Origin of the sequence: Pseudomonas sp. AKS31, assembly GCF_023634765.1 — a bacterium.
Taxonomy (GTDB): domain Bacteria; phylum Pseudomonadota; class Gammaproteobacteria; order Pseudomonadales; family Pseudomonadaceae; genus Aquipseudomonas.
The window spans coordinates 202,653-219,951 of the sequence record NZ_JAMLFX010000001.1; the positions used below are offsets into that span (position 1 = coordinate 202,653).

The following is a 17,299-nucleotide window of genomic DNA, read 5'->3' on the forward strand; positions in this document are numbered from 1 at the left end:
GCAGCCCGTGCTTCGACCGTACCTGCCGGTTCGGCCATTACAACTGCCTGCGCCAGCTGATGCCGGACGCGGTCAACGATGCCTTGCAGAAGTTGCAGGGCTCTGTGGTCGAGGTTCATTAAGTTGCGGGTATTGCTGATCAAGACTTCATCGCTGGGCGACGTGATTCATGCGTTGCCGGCGCTGACCGACGCCGCCCGGGCCATTCCCGGAATCAAGTTCGACTGGGTGGTGGAAGAGGGCTTCGCCGAGATCCCGACCTGGCACCCGGCCGTTGGCAAGGTGATTCCGGTGGCGATCCGCCGCTGGCGCAAAAACATCTGGAAAACCATCACCAGCGGCGAGTGGAAACGCTTCAAGCAAAGCGTGCGCGCCAATAAATATGACTTGGTGATCGACGCTCAAGGTCTGCTGAAAAGCGCCTGGCTGACCCGCTACGTTAAATCGCCGGTGGCCGGCCTCGATAAAGGTTCGGCCCGCGAGCCGATGGCCTCGCGTTTCTATGATCGCAAACTGGCCGTGGCCCGTGGTCAGCACGCCGTCGAACGTGTGCGCCAACTGTTCGCCATCGCGCTGGGCTACGACTTGCCTAAAGGCTTGGGCGATTACGGCTTGAACGTCGAACGTCTGGTCGAGTTGCCGCGCAAAAATGCCTTCGTGGTGTTCCTGCATGGCACGACGTGGGACACCAAACACTGGCCTGAAGCCTACTGGCGCGAGCTGACCGAACGCGTCGGCTATCTCGGCGTCGGCGTCAAACTGCCGTGGGGCAACCCGCAGGAAAAGGCCCGCGCCGAACGCATCGCCGCCGGTTTCAAGCACGCCGAAGTGCTGCCAAAGCTGAATCTGGCCGGTGTCGGCAAGGTCCTCGCCGGCGCGCAAGCCTGCGTGGCGGTGGACACCGGGCTCGGCCATTTGGCTGCCGCGCTGGACGTGCCGACCATCTCGCTGTTCGGCCCGACCAATCCTGGCCTGACCGGCGCCTACGGCAAATTGCAGATCCACCTGGCCAGCGACTTCCCGTGTGCGCCGTGTCTGCAAAAGAAATGTACCTATCAACCGACCGCGCAGGATGCCCGTCAGTTTGACCTGAAGCGTGAACAGCCGCTGTGCTTCACGCGTCTGAACCCCGAGCGTGTCGCCAGCCGACTGAGCACGTTGTTAATGGCTGAGGAGCTGCGCTGATGCAATTGGCATTCGTCCTGTACAAATATTTCCCGTTTGGCGGCTTGCAGCGCGACTTCATGCGCATCGCCCTCGAATGCCAGAAGCGCGGTCACCAGATTCGCGTCTACACGCTGATCTGGGAAGGTGATGTGCCGCCCGGTTTCGAGGTGCTGGTGGCGCCGGTCAAGGCGTTCTTCAATCATCGCCGCAATGAAAAACTCAGCGCGTGGATGGCAGCGGATCTGGCCAAACGTCCGGTCGATCGCCTGATCGGTTTCAACAAGATGCCGGGTCTGGACGTTTACTACGCCGCCGACGGCTGCTTCGAAGACAAGGCGCAAAACCTGCGCCACTCGCTGTACCGTCGCTGGGGCCGCTATCGCCACTTCGCCGAATACGAGCGCGCGGTGTTCGCCAAAGACGCGAAGACTGAAGTGCTGATGATTTCCGAAGTGCAGCAGCCGCTGTTCATCAAGCATTACGACACGCCGCTTGAGCGCTTCCACCTGCTGCCACCGGGCATTGCCCAGGATCGCCGGCGTCCGGCGAATGCCGATGAAATTCGCGCCGGTTTCCGCGCCGAATTCAATCTCAAGGACGACGAACTGCTGCTGGTGCAGATCGGCTCCGGGTTCAAGACCAAAGGCGTCGATCGCAGCCTCAAAGCACTGGCCGCATTGCCCACCGAACTGAAGAAACGCACCCGGCTGTTTGTAATCGGCCAGGATGACCCCAAATTGTTCCAGATGCAGAGTGCGACATTGGGGCTGGGCGATAACGTGACGTTCCTCAAGGGGCGCAGCGATATCCCGCGTTTCCTGCTCGGCGCCGATCTGTTGATCCACCCGGCTTACAACGAAAACACCGGCACGGTATTGCTGGAAGCGCTGGTCGCCGGCCTGCCGGTGCTGGTCAGCGCGGTCTGCGGTTACGCCCATTACATTGCCGAGGCGAATGCCGGGCGAGTGCTGGACGAACCGTTCGATCAGGCGCAGCTGACGCAATACCTGACCGACATGTTGCATGACGACGCTGCACGCGCGGCCTGGAGCCGCAATGGTCTGGCCTTCGCCGAGACGGCCGACCTCTACAGCATGCCGCAGCACGCGGCCGATGTGATTCTGGCGGAGCACGCTTAATGAAGTTGATGCTGGCTGAACCGTTCAAAAGCCTTTGGGCCGGACGCGACCCGTTCGCCGAAGTCGAAGGCTTGCAGGGCGAGGTATACCGCGAGCTGGAAGCCCGCCGGACACTGCGCACGGAAGTCGACGGCAACGGATTCTTCGTCAAGATCCACCGTGGCATCGGCTGGGGCGAAATCTTCAAGAACCTGCTGACCGCCAAGCTGCCGGTGCTCGGTGCGGGCCAGGAGTGGCAGGCCATCCAGCGTCTGCAGGAAGTCGGCGTGCCGACCATGACCGCTGTGGCTTACGGTGAGAAGGGCAGCAACCCGGCGGATCAGCACTCGTTCATCGTCACCGAAGAACTGGCGCCGACCATCAGCCTCGAAGACTTCAGCATCGATTGGGTCAAGCAGCCACCCGAGCCTAAGCTCAAGCGCGCGCTGATCGCCGAAGTCGCACGCATGACCGGCATGATGCACCGCGCCGGCGTCAACCATCGCGACTGCTACATCTGCCACTTCCTGCTGCACACCGACAAACCGGTGACGGCAGAAGATTTCAAACTCTCGGTGATCGACCTGCACCGTGCCCAGACCCGCGCGAAAATCACGCAGCGCTGGCGCAACAAGGATCTGGCCGCGCTGTACTTTTCCGCGCTGGACATTGGCCTGACCCGCCGCGACAAATTGCGTTTCCTCAAGGGCTATTTCCAGCAACCGCTGCGCCAGATTCTGGCCGAAGAAGCGCCGCTGCTGAACTGGCTTGAAGGCAAAGCGAGCAAGCTCTATGCGCGTAAGCAGCGATACGGGGATGCGCTCTGATGGCGGGTTGGACTCTCGAGCCGCAATACAGCGAACTCGCCGAAGATTTTGGCAGTCTCGAAGCGGTATTTGCGTTGCAGGGCGAGCGCCTGACCCGTGATCCGCTGTCGGAAGTGATTCGTGTGCAGCGCAACGGCGTCAATTACTACGTCAAACGCTATGTCGGCGCCGGTAAAGGCTTGCGTCGTTACCTCGGCAAGCCGCGAGTGAAGATGGAATGGCAGAACCTCAAGCGCTTCGCCAAGTGGGGCATTCCCACCGCTGAAGTGGTGGCGTGGGGCCTGGAACGACGTGGCGCGGCGTATGATCGTGGCGCCATGATCACTCGCGAATTGCCCAACACTGAAGACCTTTCGGCACTCGCCGAGCGCAAGGATCCGAAACTCAAGGATCGCGCCTGGGTCGACGGCGTCAGTCGGCAGCTGGCCGGTTATACCCGGACGATGCATGATCACCGATTTACCCATAACGATCTGAAATGGCGCAACCTGTTGATCGATGAGCAGGCGCGGATATTTCTGATCGATTGCCCTAACGGCGAGTTCTGGCGCGGCTTCTGGCTCAAGTATCGGATCACCAAGGATCTGGCCTGTCTCGATAAACTCGCCAAATACCACCTGTCCAATACCCAACGCCTGCGCTTCTATAAGCAATATCGCCAGTGCGATCGGCTTGATGGCGCCGACAAGAAACGGATTCGGCACGTGGTGAGATTTTTCGAGGGACGTGAATGACTGATTTTCTCGCTGCTGAAGACCGCGCACTGCTTGAGCGCCATGGTCTCGGCACTTTCGACGCACTGTGGGCCAAGCAGCTTGAGGCTGTGGACGAGCCCAATACCGCCCGTGGCGGCTGGAGCAGCGTCTTCCGTCTGGACCTGGAAGGGCACGGCTATTACCTCAAGCGCCAGAGCAATTATCTGACACGCACCTTGCACGCGCCTTTTGGCGAGCCCAGTTTTGCCCGTGAGTTTCGCAATATCAGCCGCTATCGCAAGCTCGGTATCCCGGCGCTGCAAGCGGCGTTTTTCGGTGAGCGCAAGGTTGACGGCGAAGTCCGCGCCATCCTGCTGACCCGGGCGCTGGATGGCTGGAGCGATCTGGAGTCGCTGCTGCAGCGTTGGGCTCAGCTGAGTGCCGCGCAGCAGTCGGCCATCCTCAAGGCCTGCGGGTTGCTCGCGCGGCATCTGCACGGTGTGCGGCAGGTGCATGGCTGCTTCTATCCCAAGCATATTTTTCTGCGAGCCACCGGTGACGGGTATCAGGCGCAATTGATTGATCTGGAAAAGACCCGGCCGTTGTTGTTCGGCATGCGCGACCGGATCAAGGATCTGGAACCGCTGCAACGCCGCGCGCCGGAATGGAGCGAGGCGCAACTGCGTGAATTGCTGGCGGCTTATCTCGATCAGCCCACCGATAGCTCGCTGCTGGATAGTTGGCTCGCGCGGCTGACCGCGCGCCGCACTCACAAGGAGATCCGCTGATGCAATTGTCCGAGCTGGCAGGGGTCGGGCGAGTCCCGCAACTGCCGCTGACAGTAACTCTGGCCGATGCCGCCGGCAGTGCTGATCTGCAATTGCTGACGCTGCTGCGGGTATTGCCGGGGCAGCGTTACGTCGGCGCGGGTGTCTGGCGCGGCCGTCCGGTGTTGGCCAAATTGCTGGTCGGCAGCAAGGCTGCCCGGCATTTTCAGCGTGAGCTGGAGGGCGTGCGCTTGTTGGCTGCGCAAGGTCTGACCACACCGCTGCTGCTGGCCGATGGCTTGCAGAGTGGCGAGGGTGGCTGGCTGCTGTTCGATTTCCTTGAAGATGCCGAAAGTCTTGGCGATGCCTGGGCGAAAGTCGAGTTGTTGCCAGTGCTGGCTGATGAACAATCGGCGGTGCTGGCCGAGGCGCTGGGCGCTATTGGCCAATTGCACGGCAAAGGGCTTTGGCAGGAAGACCTGCACCTGGACAATCTGCTGCGTCACGGCGGCCAGTTGTACTTGATTGACGGTGCCGGGATCTGCGCAGATACCGCCGGCCAGCCGTTGTCACGGCAAAAAGTCCTGGAAAATCTCGGGGTGTTTTTTGCCCAGTTACCCAAGGCGCTGGAGCCGTTCACTGAAGAGCTGCTGGTGTATTACCTGTTGAGCAACAGTGAGCACGCGTTGCCACTGGAGGCCTTGCAGAAGCAGATCGACAAAGTGCGGCGCTGGCGTTTGAGAGACTTCCTGATCAAGGTCGGTCGCGAGTGCACGCTGTTCAGCGTGCAGCGTGGCGCATTCGCTCTGCGCGCGATTCGTCGCGAAGAAGAGTCAGCCATGCTGCCGGTGCTGGAGCAGGCCGATGCGTTGCTCGATCAGGGCCATCTGTACAAGACCGGTGGCGCGGCGAGCGTCGGCAAGGTTCAGGCGGGTGCACGCACGCTGGTGATCAAACGCTACAACATCAAGGGGTTTGCGCATTGGCTCAAACGTTTCTGGCGGCCGAGCAGGGCCTGGCATTCGTGGCGTGAAGGCAATCGCCTGGCGTTCCTCGGGATCGCCACACCCAAGCCGCTGGCGGTACTGGAGAAGCGCTTTTTGTGGCTGCGCAGTCGTGCGTATCTGGTGACCGAGTTCCTGCCCGGGCCGGACATCATCGAACGCTTTGCGCCCTATGTTGAAAGTGGCGAAGCGCCTGAGGCGGAGTTGCAGGCACTTGACCTGTTGTTCGCTCGACTGATTGACGAGCGCATCAGCCATGGCGATTTCAAAGGGCACAATCTGTTCTGGCAGCACGATCGCTGGGCGCTGATTGATCTGGACTCGATGTGCCAGCATGGATCCGCCGGCAGTTTCGCCCCGGCCTATGCCCGTGACCGTGCGCGATTCATGCGTAACTGGCCCGAAAGCAGTGCGCTGTATCGCATTATTGATCAGCGTTTGCCGAAAGAAATTTCCCACACGGTCTGAATCAAACCAGTACAGCAATAGGGACAAGATTCAGCGACTTGTCCTACAGCTTCTCCAGATGCCATGAACTGTGCCAGGTTCAGCCCCGATGCTAATTTGCCCAACGACCTTGGAGGGCGAATCTTGACCATCAAACAGGCTGCAACGCTGAGTATATTTTCATGGGTTCTGGCTGGCTGCGGCAGCGCGATGACCGTCCTGCAGGACGATGCCGACGTGGCGCGGGACATGCGCAAGCAAAAAACCTACTGCCAGTCCATTCCGCGGATTTACAGCGGTCTGGCCTTCGATTTCTGCGTGTTGAACGCGCCCCCGGATCCCAGCGGATTCCTGGTACCTTTCGTGCTGCTGGATCTGCCATTGTCCGGTGTATTCGATACAGTAGCGTTGCCCTATACGGTTTATCGTCAGGTCACCGACGGCAATCTTGTTATTTACTGGCGCAAGGGCGGTTATTGAGTAGCAGGGCAAGGTTTCTCAAAACCATTCACCCGGGGGCAATCGCACAGGGTAATTCCCCACTCGTTTACGCTATAATCCCGCCCTTTAGCTGTCACTCGCCCTGCGCGAGGGCACATCAATTTTCAAGGCGCATCGCGCCTGCACGCAGACTAAAGAGGCTAGACCCCTGTGGCATTGACGATTCTTGGCCTGTCCGGCGCCCTTAGCCATGACCCTTCAGCAGCCTTGTACATCGACGGCAAGCTGGTGGCGGCGGCTGAAGAAGAGCGCTTCGTACGCGATAAGCATGCAAAGAACCGCATGCCCTACGAATCGGCGAAGTTCTGTCTTGAGCAGGCCGGCATCAAGCCGTCCGACGTTGACGTAGTCGCGATCCCGTTCGCCCCGATCAGCCTGTTCGGCAAGGCGCGCTGGCACTACGCCAAGCGTTACTGGTACGCGCCGGATCGCGCCCTTGATGCGATCCTGATGGGCAACCGTCGCTACAAGCGCTACCGCAACAAGATTGTCTGGTGCCTGGAACAATTGGGTTTTGATCCGAAGAAGATCAAGATCGAACCGGTCGAGCATCACCTGGCTCACGCTTCCAGCGCCTACCATTGCTCCGGTTTCAAAGAGAAAACCGCGATCCTTGGTATCGACGGCAAGGGCGAATACGCCACGACCTTCTTCGGTTACGGCGAAAACGGCAAGATCCACAAGATCAAGGAATTCTTCGATCCGGACTCTCTCGGCGGCCTGTATGGCGCGATCACCGAGTTCCTCGGTTTCGAGATGCTCGACGGTGAGTTCAAGGTCATGGGCATGGCGCCGTACGGCGATGCCAGCAAGTACGATTTCTCGCGTCTGGCCTCGTTCGAAAACGGCGAACTGGTGATCAACACCGACTACGCCAACGTTATCGGCCTGCGTCGTTATAAAGAGAAGGGCAAAGGCTTTTACTTCTCGCCGAAGCTGATCGAGTGGCTGGGGCCGAAACGCGAAGGCGACATCGCTGACGAACCGTACATCCACTACGCCGCGAGCATGCAAGCGCTGTTCGAGAAGCTGGCGTTGCAGATGATCGACTACTACCTGGGCGACGTGCTCAAGGAAACCGGCAAACTGGCCTTCGCCGGTGGCTGTGCGCTGAACGTCAAACTGAACCAGAAAATCATTGCCCGCGACGACATCAAGGAACTGTTCGTGCAACCGGCGTCCGGCGATGCCGGTACGGCGGTCGGTGCCGCTGCCTACGTGTCTCACGCCCGTGGTGTGCCGGTCGAGAAGATGGAACACGTTTACCTCGGCCCGTCGTACAGCAACGAGGACGTGATCGCCGCCTGCGCCCGTCATGAGAACAAGCCGACCTGGCGCAAGCTCGACAACATGCCGGAACAGATTGCCAAAATCATGGTCGATGGCAATCCGGTGGCCTGGTTCCAGGGCCGTATGGAGTTCGGTCCGCGTGCACTGGGTGGCCGATCGATCATCGGTTGCCCGAGCGTGGCCGGCGTGGCCGACCGCATCAACCATCAGATCAAGTTCCGCGAGCGCTGGAGGCCTTTCTGCCCGTCGATGCTCGACACCGTTGCACCACAGATGATCAAGATCGATCATCCGGCACCGTTCATGACCTTCACTTTCGAAGTGGCGGAAGAGTGGAAGACCCGTGTGCCGGAAGTCGTTCACGAAGATGGCACTTCTCGTGCCCAGGTTCTCAAGCGTGAATACAACCCGCGCTACTACGACATGATGAAAGCGCTTGAAAACCTGACCGGTAACGGCGTATCGCTGAACACCTCGCTCAACCGTCGTGGCGAACCGATGATTTGCTCGCCGACCGACGCGCTGAACATGTTTTTCGGTTCGGATCTGGAATACCTGATCATGGAAGATATTCTGGTCGTAAAAGAGGGTGTGAAAGGATACGAACTTGACTGAAACACTGATCAGCGTCGTCATTCCGGTCTACAACTACGCGCGAACCCTGCCACGTGCAGTGGAGTCGGTGTTGGCGCAACTGGATGAAGCGACGGCGGATCTGCTGGTCATCGACGACGGGTCGACAGACGATACGCCTGAGGTAGTGGAGAAACTCCTGCTCAAGCATGGTGGGCGTTTTCGCGCGCTGCGTAAAAGCAACGGCGGATTGTCATCGGTACGCAATCGAGGACTCGAAGAGACAACCGGGCGGTATCTGGTATTTCTCGACTCCGATGACGAAATGGCTCCAGGTGCGTTGGCTGCGCTTTCGCAGCACATTGCCAGGCATCCAGAAAGCCTTATGGTCATCGGTGCGCACTGGGCGGTGTTCGCTGACGGGAGACGCAGCTTGCAGGCGGCCAAACCGCTGCCTGTGACGGCCCGCCAGCGCTTGCAGGGCTACCTGCTGAACAAGACGGTATCGATTTCCAACGGTGCCTGCGCGATGCACCGCGAGGTGTTCGCTCCGGGCAATTACCCGGAACATCTGCGCAATGTCGAGGATCTGCCAGTGTTTGCCCAAGTGCTGGCGCGTTACCCCTGCACCGTTCTGGACAAGCCTCTGGCGCTGATCTACAAACACGCCGACAGCATGCGCCATGATTTGCGCCAAAGCCTTGCTGCCGGTACCGAGCAGGTCGTCAGCGAAGTGTTCTCCAGTCGGCGCATGCCCGAAGAAATGCGTGATCTGCGCCAGGCGTTTCTGGCTCAGCGCTGTTTGTCGCTGTTTCGCGACTGTTATTCCCATGGCGAGTACAAACTGGCCAGGTCGTTCTATTTCCAGGCTTTGCGTGCAGACTGGCGGACGTTTTCGCGTTGGTCATACACCCGCAAGGCTTTGCGGTTGCTGTTTCGGTAAGCGGGTCGCGGTGATCTGCGCGTACCTTGTAATGGATGTCGATGAGGTGGCTGGGTGAAAGGTACGGGCGGTAGCGTGGCAACTCAAGTCTCCAGAATCATCGACGAATACCCGGTCTGGCTGGCGTTTCTGGGCAGCGCGCTGTTATCGCTGATAGCCGTGCTGGGCACCGCGACAGTCGGGCGTGATGCCGCGCTGTACATCGATATTGCGCAACAGGTCACCGAGCAGGGGCCGAATGTGGCCTGGGCTGCTTTCGACTGGCCCTGGTTTTCTTTTCTGCTGGCTGCTACTCACACGGTGCTGCATTTGCCGCTCGAGCTGAGTGCCTATCTTTGGTGTGCACTCTTTTTTGCCGGCACCAGCGCGTTGATGGTGGACTGCGTTCGTCAACGATCTGCGCAGGTTACCCGTTGGGCGTGCCTGGTGGTATTGGCCATGCCGGCGGTGAATGCCTTCCGAAACGATATCATCCGTGAATGCGGTTTCTGGTTCTTCTGCACACTGACGCTCTGGCTCGCACTGCGCTGGCAGGCCCGTGGCGGCTGGCTGCGCGCGGCATTGATCCATCTGGCAATCGTCGCAGCAGCCCTTTTTCGGCTGGAAGCCTTGTTGCTGGTGCCGGCGTTGGCCCTGTGGCAGTTACCCAACCTGTGGTCATCTGGCCGACGGATGCAGTTTGCCCAGTTTGCGCTGCTGCCGATTTTGGGACTGCTGGCCGTTTCGGCAACCGGCGTACTCATGTCGGCGCGCGTGATGCTGTATCTGGACATGATTGCGCCGCACAGTGTGTTTGCTTCCTTTCAAATGCTGTGCGATCAGTTTGCCAATTCGCTCATCAACAAGTACTCCCAGGATGAAGCCGGCCGGATCATTTTCTTCGGCATCCTGGCGACCATGACCATCAGTTTCGTGAAGTTGATGGGGCCGTTTGCTGTCCCGTTCATTCTGCGGCGCAACTGGGGGGTGCTAGGTGTCTACTGGCGCGACTATCGCCCTTTCGCCTGGGCTGCGTTGCTGTATCTGGTCGTGCTGGTGCTGTTTTTCATCAAGCAACAGTTCATGAATACGCGCTACCTGAGTTTTCTGAATCTGTTGTTTGTGCCCGTGCTGGCGATGGGCCTGGCGGCGTTCGTTCGCGAGTTCCCGCGGTGCGGCAAGTGGCTGGTGGCTCTGGGGCTGCTGGTGATGCTGTCGAACGTCATCTCCACCGGCGCCGGCAAAACCCATTACGTCGAGGCCGGGCGCTGGTTGTCGGCCCATGTCGAGCCAGGGGCGAAGACGTATTTCGAGGATGGACGGATCAGCTATTACGCCGGTCGCGGCTACGTGATGCCGGCACTGACCGCAGAGGAGGCGATGTCGGCAGCGCACGCTGGCGACTATCAATATTTCCTCATCGAGGCCAAAGGTGACGAACCTTGGCTGAACGAGTGGCTGGTGGCGCACAAGTTGCGCATCATCGAGCATTTCGCCAATCGCAAAGGTGCCACTGTGGTGGTTATCGGCCGCTAAGGCTTAACCGAGCAGCGGACGCAGGCGCGAGATCAGCGGCGCTTGTCGGTTGCTCGGCAGTGCCTGCCGGTAGCCTTCGATAAATGTGTCGCCGGCGTCCTGGCCGAGCAGCCATTGACGGTCTTCCTTGTAGCGCAGCAAGTGCGCGAAATTGCGCAGACGTTTGCTGTCACTGAGCGCGCGTTTCTGGCAGCGCAGGTCGGCGATATCGATCAGGCCCAAACGGTTGTCGGGGGTCAGCACGACATTGCCGAAGTGCAGTGATCGAAAGTACACACCTTTTTCGTGCAGCAGGGCGAAGTAGCCGCCCAACTGGAATCTCAGTGTGTCAGCCTCTTCGTCAGTGCCCTGTAGCTGACGCACGGTATTGCCTTCCAGCGGGCTGTAATACACGCAGTCACGTTCGATGCTCGGGATGCGGTAGACCGCAATGACTTTCGGGCAGAGGATGCCGCGCTGTTCGAGCGCGCGGGTATTGTCGGCAAAGCGTTGTGCATAGGGGTAGAACAGCGCCGAACTGAGCAGCCGCTTGCGGCGGAACAGCTTGAGCATGCGTCCATCGGCCAATCTGAGCACTTTGTCGCCGGAACCGTCGGCCTCCAGTACGTGTGCACCCTTGCGCAGTGCCTCGTAAGTGCTTTGATCAATCGATTGCATATCGGGCTCCCCATCATTAGCGGGGTATCTTAACCGACTTGGTCGAATGCTGGCTTGAAGTCATGTTTATCGGGGCAAAAACGCGTGTGATATCATCGGCGCCTCACTGAATTGCGCGGATCACCATGAGCAGTCCTGAACCGAAAGCCCAGTCCACGCTGGCGATCTATTTCCGCCTTTTGGCTTACGTGCGGCCTTATGCCGGCCTTTTCCTTCTCAGCATCGTCGGGTTTCTGATCTTCGCATCGACTCAACCGATGCTCGCTTACATCCTCAAATACTTTGTCGATGGCCTGGCCAATCCTGAAGCCAGTCTGTTTCCGGGCAACCCTTATCTGGGCAAGCTGCAGTTGCTCGAAACCGTGCCGCTGATGATTGTATTCATCGCGTTGTGGCAGGGCGTGGGTTCTTACCTGGGCAACTTCTTCCTGGCGCGGGTTTCTCTGGGCCTGGTGCATGACCTGCGGGTGGTGTTGTTCAACAAATTGCTGGAGTTGCCCAATCGCTTCTTCGACAAGAACAATTCCGGTCACCTGATTTCCCGGATCACCTTCAACGTGACCATGGTCACCGGCGCGGCAACGGATGCGATCAAAGTCGTCATCCGTGAAGGCATGACCGTGATTTTCCTGTTCTGCACGCTCTTGTGGATGAACTGGAAACTCACTCTGGTGATGGTCGCCATCCTGCCGTTGATCGGCTTGATGGTGAATAGCACCAGCAAGAAATTCCGCAAGCAAAGCAAAAAGATCCAGGTCTCGATGGGCAACGTCACGCACGTCGCGTCCGAAACCATCCATGGCTACCGGGTTGTGCGCAGCTTCGGCGGCGAGCAATACGAAAAGGATCGCTTCCGCGATGCCAGCCAGAGCAACACCGACAAGCAGTTGACGATGACCAAGACCGGCGCCGTTTACACGCCGATGTTGCAACTGGTGACGTACAGCGCCATGGCTGTGGTCATGTTCCTTGTGCTGTACCTTCGCGGCGACGCATCGCCGGGCGATCTGGTGGCTTACATCACCATGGCAGGCCTGCTGCCCAAGCCGATCCGTCAATTGTCGGAAGTCAGCTCGACCATCCAGAAGGGTGTGGCCGGTGCCGAAAGCATTTTCGAGCAACTGGATGAGCCGGCGGAAGTGGATCGCGGTACGGTCGAGCACGATCGTCTCGAAGGTCGATTGGAAGTCCGTAATCTGAGCTTCCACTATCCGGACACCGACAAAGCGGTGCTCAACGACATCAGCTTCGTCGTCGAGCCGGGGCAAATGGTGGCTCTGGTCGGCCGTTCGGGCAGTGGCAAGTCGACCCTGGCCAGCCTGATTCCGCGCTTTTATCAGCATGATGATGCGCAGGGTCAGATCCTGCTCGATGGCGTGCAGGTGCAGGACTTCACCCTGCGCAGCCTGCGTCGGCAGATTGCGCTGGTGACCCAGCAGGTCACGCTGTTCAACGATACGGTGACCAACAACATCGCCTACGGTGATCTGGCCGGCGCGCCGTTCGATGAGGTCAAGCGAGCGGCCACCGAAGCCTATGCCGACGAGTTCATCGTCAAGATGCCGCAGGGCTATGAAACCATGGTCGGCGAAAACGGCGTGCTGTTGTCCGGCGGCCAGCGTCAGCGCATCGCCATTGCCCGGGCGCTGCTCAAGGATGCGCCGCTGCTGATTCTCGACGAGGCCACTTCCGCGCTCGATACCGAGTCGGAGCGGCATATCCAGGCTGCCCTGGATCATGTGGTACAGAATCGCACGACCCTGGTGATCGCCCACCGTTTGAGCACCATCGAGAAAGCCGACCTGATTCTGGTCATGGACGAAGGCCGCATCGTCGAGCGCGGCTCTCACGCGCAATTGCTCGAACAGAACGGCTATTACGCCCGTCTGCACGCCAAAGAGTTTGAAGAGGGTGACGAGCCACAGCCGGCACACGCGACCGACGTATGCTGACGATGTTTCGCAGCTTTCGCGAGCGTGGCTGGAGCGAAATCGACCGGGACAGCTACGCCCGCGCCTGGCAGCAGTTCGGCGGCAGTTTTGCCACGCATCCCGACGTTGTCGAGCGCATGTCGACGTTCCTTGGCATCGAGTTGCGCTACCTGGGCTGGGTCGTTGGCGGTGATGTGCTTGCCGCCATCCCTTGCTGGGGGCGGCATGTTGCCCTGTCCAAGGAAGTGCTCAAGCGCGAGGGCAAGCGCGGCTTGCTGGACATGGGCAATGCGGAAATCATTCTGCCGATCGCGCCAGATGTCATCGTGCCGGTGCGCCAGCGCATGGCCTATGTGTCCCAGCTCAATGCCGAGCAGATCAGCACGCTCAAGCCGCAGCCTGAGGGCCTGGCCCTGGCTCGGCTTCCGGAAGAGTATTCGAAGAAATTCCGCTACAACCAGCGTCGCGAACAGCGTCTGCTGGAAGAAGCGGGCGGATCGCTGGTGCCGATGTCCGACTTTACCCCGCAGGAACAGGCTGCCGCTTACGGCGATCTGTTTCACCGGCGCTGGGGCTTTGAAGTGCCGGGCAAGGCCGGTCTGGTTGAGGTCTTCACCTTGTTGCGCGAGTTCATGACCGGTTCCGTGGCGATGCTCGATTCGGCGCCCGTGGCCATTCAAGTGCTGTACCGCGTCGAAGCCCCGCAATGGGTTTCGCTGGAGTACATCAACGGTGGCGTCGACCCGCAGAGCCGCGAGTTCAGCCCCGGCAGTGTGTTGAGTTTCGTCAATACCCAAGAGGCCTGGGCGCACGCGCAGGCGCTGGGTAAGCCTTTGCGTTATTCATTCGGTCGTGCCGACCGTGAGTACAAGGATCGCTGGTGCCACACGGTGCCGGTCTACAAGGTCTGAATTCATGAGCGCTCGCAAGCAACAGCTTCTCAAGGCCCATCGGCGCAACAAACGTCTGTTCCTGATCGCCTTTGTGCTGGCGTTGTTGTTGATCGGCGTGCTGATCGCGTGGTGGCTGGTGCCGCTGTTGCTGGTGCTGGCCTGGGTCGCTCACGAGGCCTGGTTTGCCGACCATTTGTTCTACCGGCCTGCTGACGACTATCAATACAACTTCCCGGCAGACACCGCGCGGCAGGCGGTGAGCCTCGCGGGCGGCGTGGTTCATCTGAGCGAGCCGCTGGCACAGGGCGAGACGCTGCTGCTCGAACTCGAAGTGAAGTCCACTTGGCTGGGGCGCTGGTTCGATCCTAGCGTCGAAGTGGGCGATGATCGTCAGGAGCTGGAGCGTGGCGTCAGGGGGCGGCGGTTTCTCAACCTGTCGGGGCAAGCCGATGCGCTGGCGCAAGGGACTCTGGCGCTGCGTGGCCGATACTGCGTACCCGCGGCGACGGGCGTGTTGTGGGTCATGGCCAATCCGGATTACAGCCGCCAGCGGGTAATGATCATCGCGCCCCATGCCGATGATGCCGAACTTGCTGCCTTCGGCCTGTACAGCCGCTGCGAAGAGGTCAGTATCGTCACCCTGACCCAAGGCGAGATCGAGGCTGAAGACTTCCAGCGTCTGGGGCTTGATCAAGCCGCAGCGGCACGTTTGAAAGGTCGTTTGCGCAGTTGGGACAGTCTGGTGATCCCTCTGTGGGGTGGTGTGCCTGCCGAGCGTTGTGTGCAACTGGGCTATTACTGCCTGCAACTGCCCTCGATGGCCGAAACGCCGACCCAGGCGTTCGGCTCCCGGGAATCGCAGGAAAACGACATTCGCAGCGTGCGCCTGCATAACCCGTTGACCCTGCCCGCCGATGTTGACGGGCAGCCGACCTGGCAAAACCTGCTGGGTGATCTGGCGGCCCTGCTTGAGCACTACCGCCCGGAAGTGGTCGTTACACCGCATCCTGAACTCGATCCCCACAGTGATCATGTAGCGTCGACCCAAGCGCTGCTTGAGGCAATCGAACTGAGCAGCTGGAAGCCGACAACCCTGCTGATGTACGCCAATCACCTGCACGACAACGATCGCTGGCCGATGGGGCCTGCCGGGGCCGGTATCGCGCTGCCACCGGCCATCGAGCCGTTGCCGGCCGACCGTCTGTGGAGTCCGCTGTTGTCAGCGGATGTGCAATTGGACAAAGCCATGGCGCTGGCCATGGAACACGATCTGCAGGGTGGGCAGGTGTTCAAAAGGCAATTGCGTCGCTGGATCCAGCAGGCTCTGGCCGGCCGTCGCTGGCCTGAAACGGGCAGTAACGAGTTTTTCCGCAAGGCGGTGCGGCGTCACGAGTTGTTCTGGGTGCGCGACCTTTCAGATTGAGGCGGACGGCGCTTTACCCTGTGTTAATATCGCGCCCCTGTTCATTTTGTATGTGGGTTGCTCCATGAAGTTGTCCATGCCGCGTTTCGATCAAGCCCCGGTCTTGGTAGTCGGCGATGTCATGCTCGACCGTTACTGGCATGGCGGAACCTCACGGATTTCCCCTGAGGCGCCGGTGCCGGTCGTTAAGGTCGAGCAGATCGAAGACCGTCCGGGCGGTGCCGCGAACGTTGCCTTGAACATTGCCGCGCTGGGTGCGCCGGCGTCGCTGGTCGGTGTGACCGGCGATGACGAAGCTGCCGACAGCCTGAGCAACAGTCTCAAAGGCGCGGGCGTACGTGCCCTGTTCCAGCGCATCGCGCACCAGCCTACCATCGTCAAGCTGCGGGTCATGAGCCGGCACCAGCAACTGCTGCGTATCGACTTTGAAGAACCGTTCGCTACTGATGCCCTGGCCCTCGGTTCGCAGGTCGACGACTTGCTCGAAGGGATCAAGGTGCTGGTGCTCTCCGACTACGGCAAAGGCGCCCTGAAAAACCATCAGGCGCTGATCCAGGCCGCCCGCGCGAAGAATATTCCGGTGCTGGCCGATCCAAAGGGCAAGGATTTCTCGATCTATCGTGGCGCCAGCCTGATTACCCCCAATCTCAGCGAATTCGAAGCCATCGTCGGCGGTTGCGTCGACGAGCATGAGCTGGTGAGCAAGGGCGCGGCGTTGATGCACGACCTCGAACTCGGTGCGCTGCTGGTAACGCGCGGCGAACATGGCATGACCCTGCTGCGTCCGGATCAGCCGGCGCTGCACCTGCCGGCCCGTGCCCGTGAAGTGTTCGATGTCACCGGTGCCGGTGACACGGTGATCTCCACTCTGGCGGCAGCGATTGCCGCCGGTGAAGACCTGCCCCACGCCGTCGCGCTGGCCAACCTGGCCGCCGGCATCGTGGTTGGCAAACTCGGTACAGCTGCGATCAGCGCCCCGGAACTGCGTCGCGCGATTCAGCGTGAGGAAGGTTCCGAACGTGGTGTGTTGGGCCTGGAGCAGTTGCTGCTCGCCGTGGCCGATGCCCGCGCGCACAACGAGAAGATCGTCTTCACCAACGGCTGCTTCGACATCCTCCATGCCGGCCATGTGACCTACCTGGAGCAGGCGCGGGCACAAGGTGATCGGCTGATTGTCGCGGTCAACGATGATGCCTCGGTCAGCCGCCTCAAAGGTCCGGGCCGCCCGATCAACAGTGTTGACCGGCGCATGGCGGTTCTCGCCGGACTCGGCGCGGTGGACTGGGTGATCAGTTTCCCTGAAGGCACCCCGGAAAACCTGCTGCGCGAGGTCAAACCGGACGTGCTGGTCAAGGGCGGCGATTACGGCATCGATCAGGTGGTCGGCGCGGATATCGTCTCGGCTTATGGTGGCACCGTGAAGGTGCTGGGACTGGTGGAAAACAGCTCGACAACTGCGATTGTCGAGAAGATTCGCAGTCGTTGATCAGATGAATTTTTACCGTTGTGTACTGCGTGTGAACGGATTTTGCCTTGGGGATCTAACCG

At 60.1% G+C, this 17,299-nt stretch carries 15 protein-coding genes and 1 pseudogene; 15 read left to right on the forward strand and 1 reads right to left on the reverse strand.

Translation table 11 applies throughout. The features are described 5' to 3' along the window. From M9827_RS00870 to M9827_RS00920, 11 genes and pseudogenes are all read left to right on the forward strand, one after another. Positions 1–122, forward strand: a pseudogene (locus M9827_RS00870) (lipopolysaccharide heptosyltransferase II); the annotation flags it as partial. 1 nt (position 123) lies between these two features. Then, a complete protein-coding gene (gene waaC / locus M9827_RS00875) occupies positions 124–1,185 on the forward strand; it encodes a lipopolysaccharide heptosyltransferase I (protein ID WP_250602883.1) in 1,062 nt (353 codons plus the stop codon). Next, positions 1,185–2,306: a glycosyltransferase family 4 protein gene (locus tag M9827_RS00880; protein ID WP_250602884.1), complete on the forward strand. Its 1,122-nt coding sequence runs from the start codon at positions 1,185–1,187 to the stop codon at positions 2,304–2,306. Before waaC ends, M9827_RS00880 begins: the two co-directional genes overlap by 1 nt. Continuing rightward, positions 2,306–3,112, forward strand: coding sequence for a lipopolysaccharide core heptose(I) kinase RfaP (gene rfaP, locus M9827_RS00885; protein WP_250602885.1), 807 nt, complete (start codon positions 2,306–2,308; stop codon positions 3,110–3,112). Before M9827_RS00880 ends, rfaP begins: the two co-directional genes overlap by 1 nt. Continuing rightward, positions 3,112–3,846, forward strand: a complete 735-nt coding sequence (locus tag M9827_RS00890; protein WP_250602886.1) for a lipopolysaccharide kinase InaA family protein — start codon at positions 3,112–3,114, stop codon at positions 3,844–3,846. Before rfaP ends, M9827_RS00890 begins: the two co-directional genes overlap by 1 nt. Then, entirely contained in the window at positions 3,843–4,595 is a 753-nt protein-coding gene (locus tag M9827_RS00895; protein WP_250602887.1) for a lipopolysaccharide kinase InaA family protein, read from the forward strand. The genes M9827_RS00890 and M9827_RS00895 overlap by 4 nt, the downstream gene beginning before the upstream one ends. Further along, positions 4,595–6,046: a lipopolysaccharide kinase InaA family protein gene (locus tag M9827_RS00900; RefSeq protein WP_250602888.1), complete on the forward strand. Its 1,452-nt coding sequence runs from the start codon at positions 4,595–4,597 to the stop codon at positions 6,044–6,046. The genes M9827_RS00895 and M9827_RS00900 overlap by 1 nt, the downstream gene beginning before the upstream one ends. Before the next feature lie 123 nt (positions 6,047–6,169). Continuing rightward, on the forward strand, positions 6,170–6,505 hold the full coding sequence (locus tag M9827_RS00905) for a YceK/YidQ family lipoprotein (protein WP_250602889.1): 336 nt from the start codon (positions 6,170–6,172) through the stop codon (positions 6,503–6,505). A 171-nt stretch (positions 6,506–6,676) separates the two neighbouring features. Next, positions 6,677–8,431: a carbamoyltransferase family protein gene (locus tag M9827_RS00910; protein WP_250602890.1), complete on the forward strand. Its 1,755-nt coding sequence runs from the start codon at positions 6,677–6,679 to the stop codon at positions 8,429–8,431. After that, positions 8,424–9,332 (forward strand): glycosyltransferase family 2 protein, encoded by a 909-nt coding sequence (locus tag M9827_RS00915; protein WP_250602891.1) that lies wholly within the window; start codon positions 8,424–8,426, stop codon positions 9,330–9,332. The genes M9827_RS00910 and M9827_RS00915 overlap by 8 nt, the downstream gene beginning before the upstream one ends. A gap of 159 nt (positions 9,333–9,491) precedes the next feature. Next, the gene (locus M9827_RS00920; protein WP_250602892.1) at positions 9,492–10,847 is read left to right on the forward strand and encodes a hypothetical protein; all 1,356 of its coding nucleotides are present in this window, start codon (positions 9,492–9,494) and stop codon (positions 10,845–10,847) included. A 3-nt stretch (positions 10,848–10,850) separates the two neighbouring features. Here the strand turns inward: M9827_RS00920 and M9827_RS00925 are convergent, their stop codons facing one another. After that, entirely contained in the window at positions 10,851–11,504 is a 654-nt protein-coding gene (locus M9827_RS00925) for a protein kinase family protein (protein WP_250602893.1), read from the reverse strand. 125 nt (positions 11,505–11,629) lie between these two features. Here M9827_RS00925 and msbA point away from each other — a divergent pair, with 125 nt between their 5' ends. From msbA to hldE, 4 genes are all read left to right on the forward strand, one after another. Beyond that, a complete protein-coding gene (gene msbA / locus M9827_RS00930; protein WP_250602894.1) occupies positions 11,630–13,456 on the forward strand; it encodes a lipid A export permease/ATP-binding protein MsbA in 1,827 nt (608 codons plus the stop codon). Then, a complete protein-coding gene (locus M9827_RS00935; protein ID WP_250602895.1) occupies positions 13,450–14,346 on the forward strand; it encodes a GNAT family N-acetyltransferase in 897 nt (298 codons plus the stop codon). The genes msbA and M9827_RS00935 overlap by 7 nt, the downstream gene beginning before the upstream one ends. A 4-nt stretch (positions 14,347–14,350) precedes the next feature. Next, positions 14,351–15,751 carry a PIG-L deacetylase family protein gene (locus M9827_RS00940; protein WP_250602896.1) on the forward strand — a complete coding sequence of 467 codons (1,401 nt, stop codon included), beginning with the start codon at positions 14,351–14,353 and terminating at the stop codon, positions 15,749–15,751. Between the two features lie 64 nt (positions 15,752–15,815). Then, complete coding sequence (gene hldE, locus M9827_RS00945) at positions 15,816–17,237, forward strand: bifunctional D-glycero-beta-D-manno-heptose-7-phosphate kinase/D-glycero-beta-D-manno-heptose 1-phosphate adenylyltransferase HldE (RefSeq protein WP_007915721.1); 1,422 nt, start codon at positions 15,816–15,818, stop codon at positions 17,235–17,237. Positions 17,238–17,299: the final 62 nt, after the last annotated feature.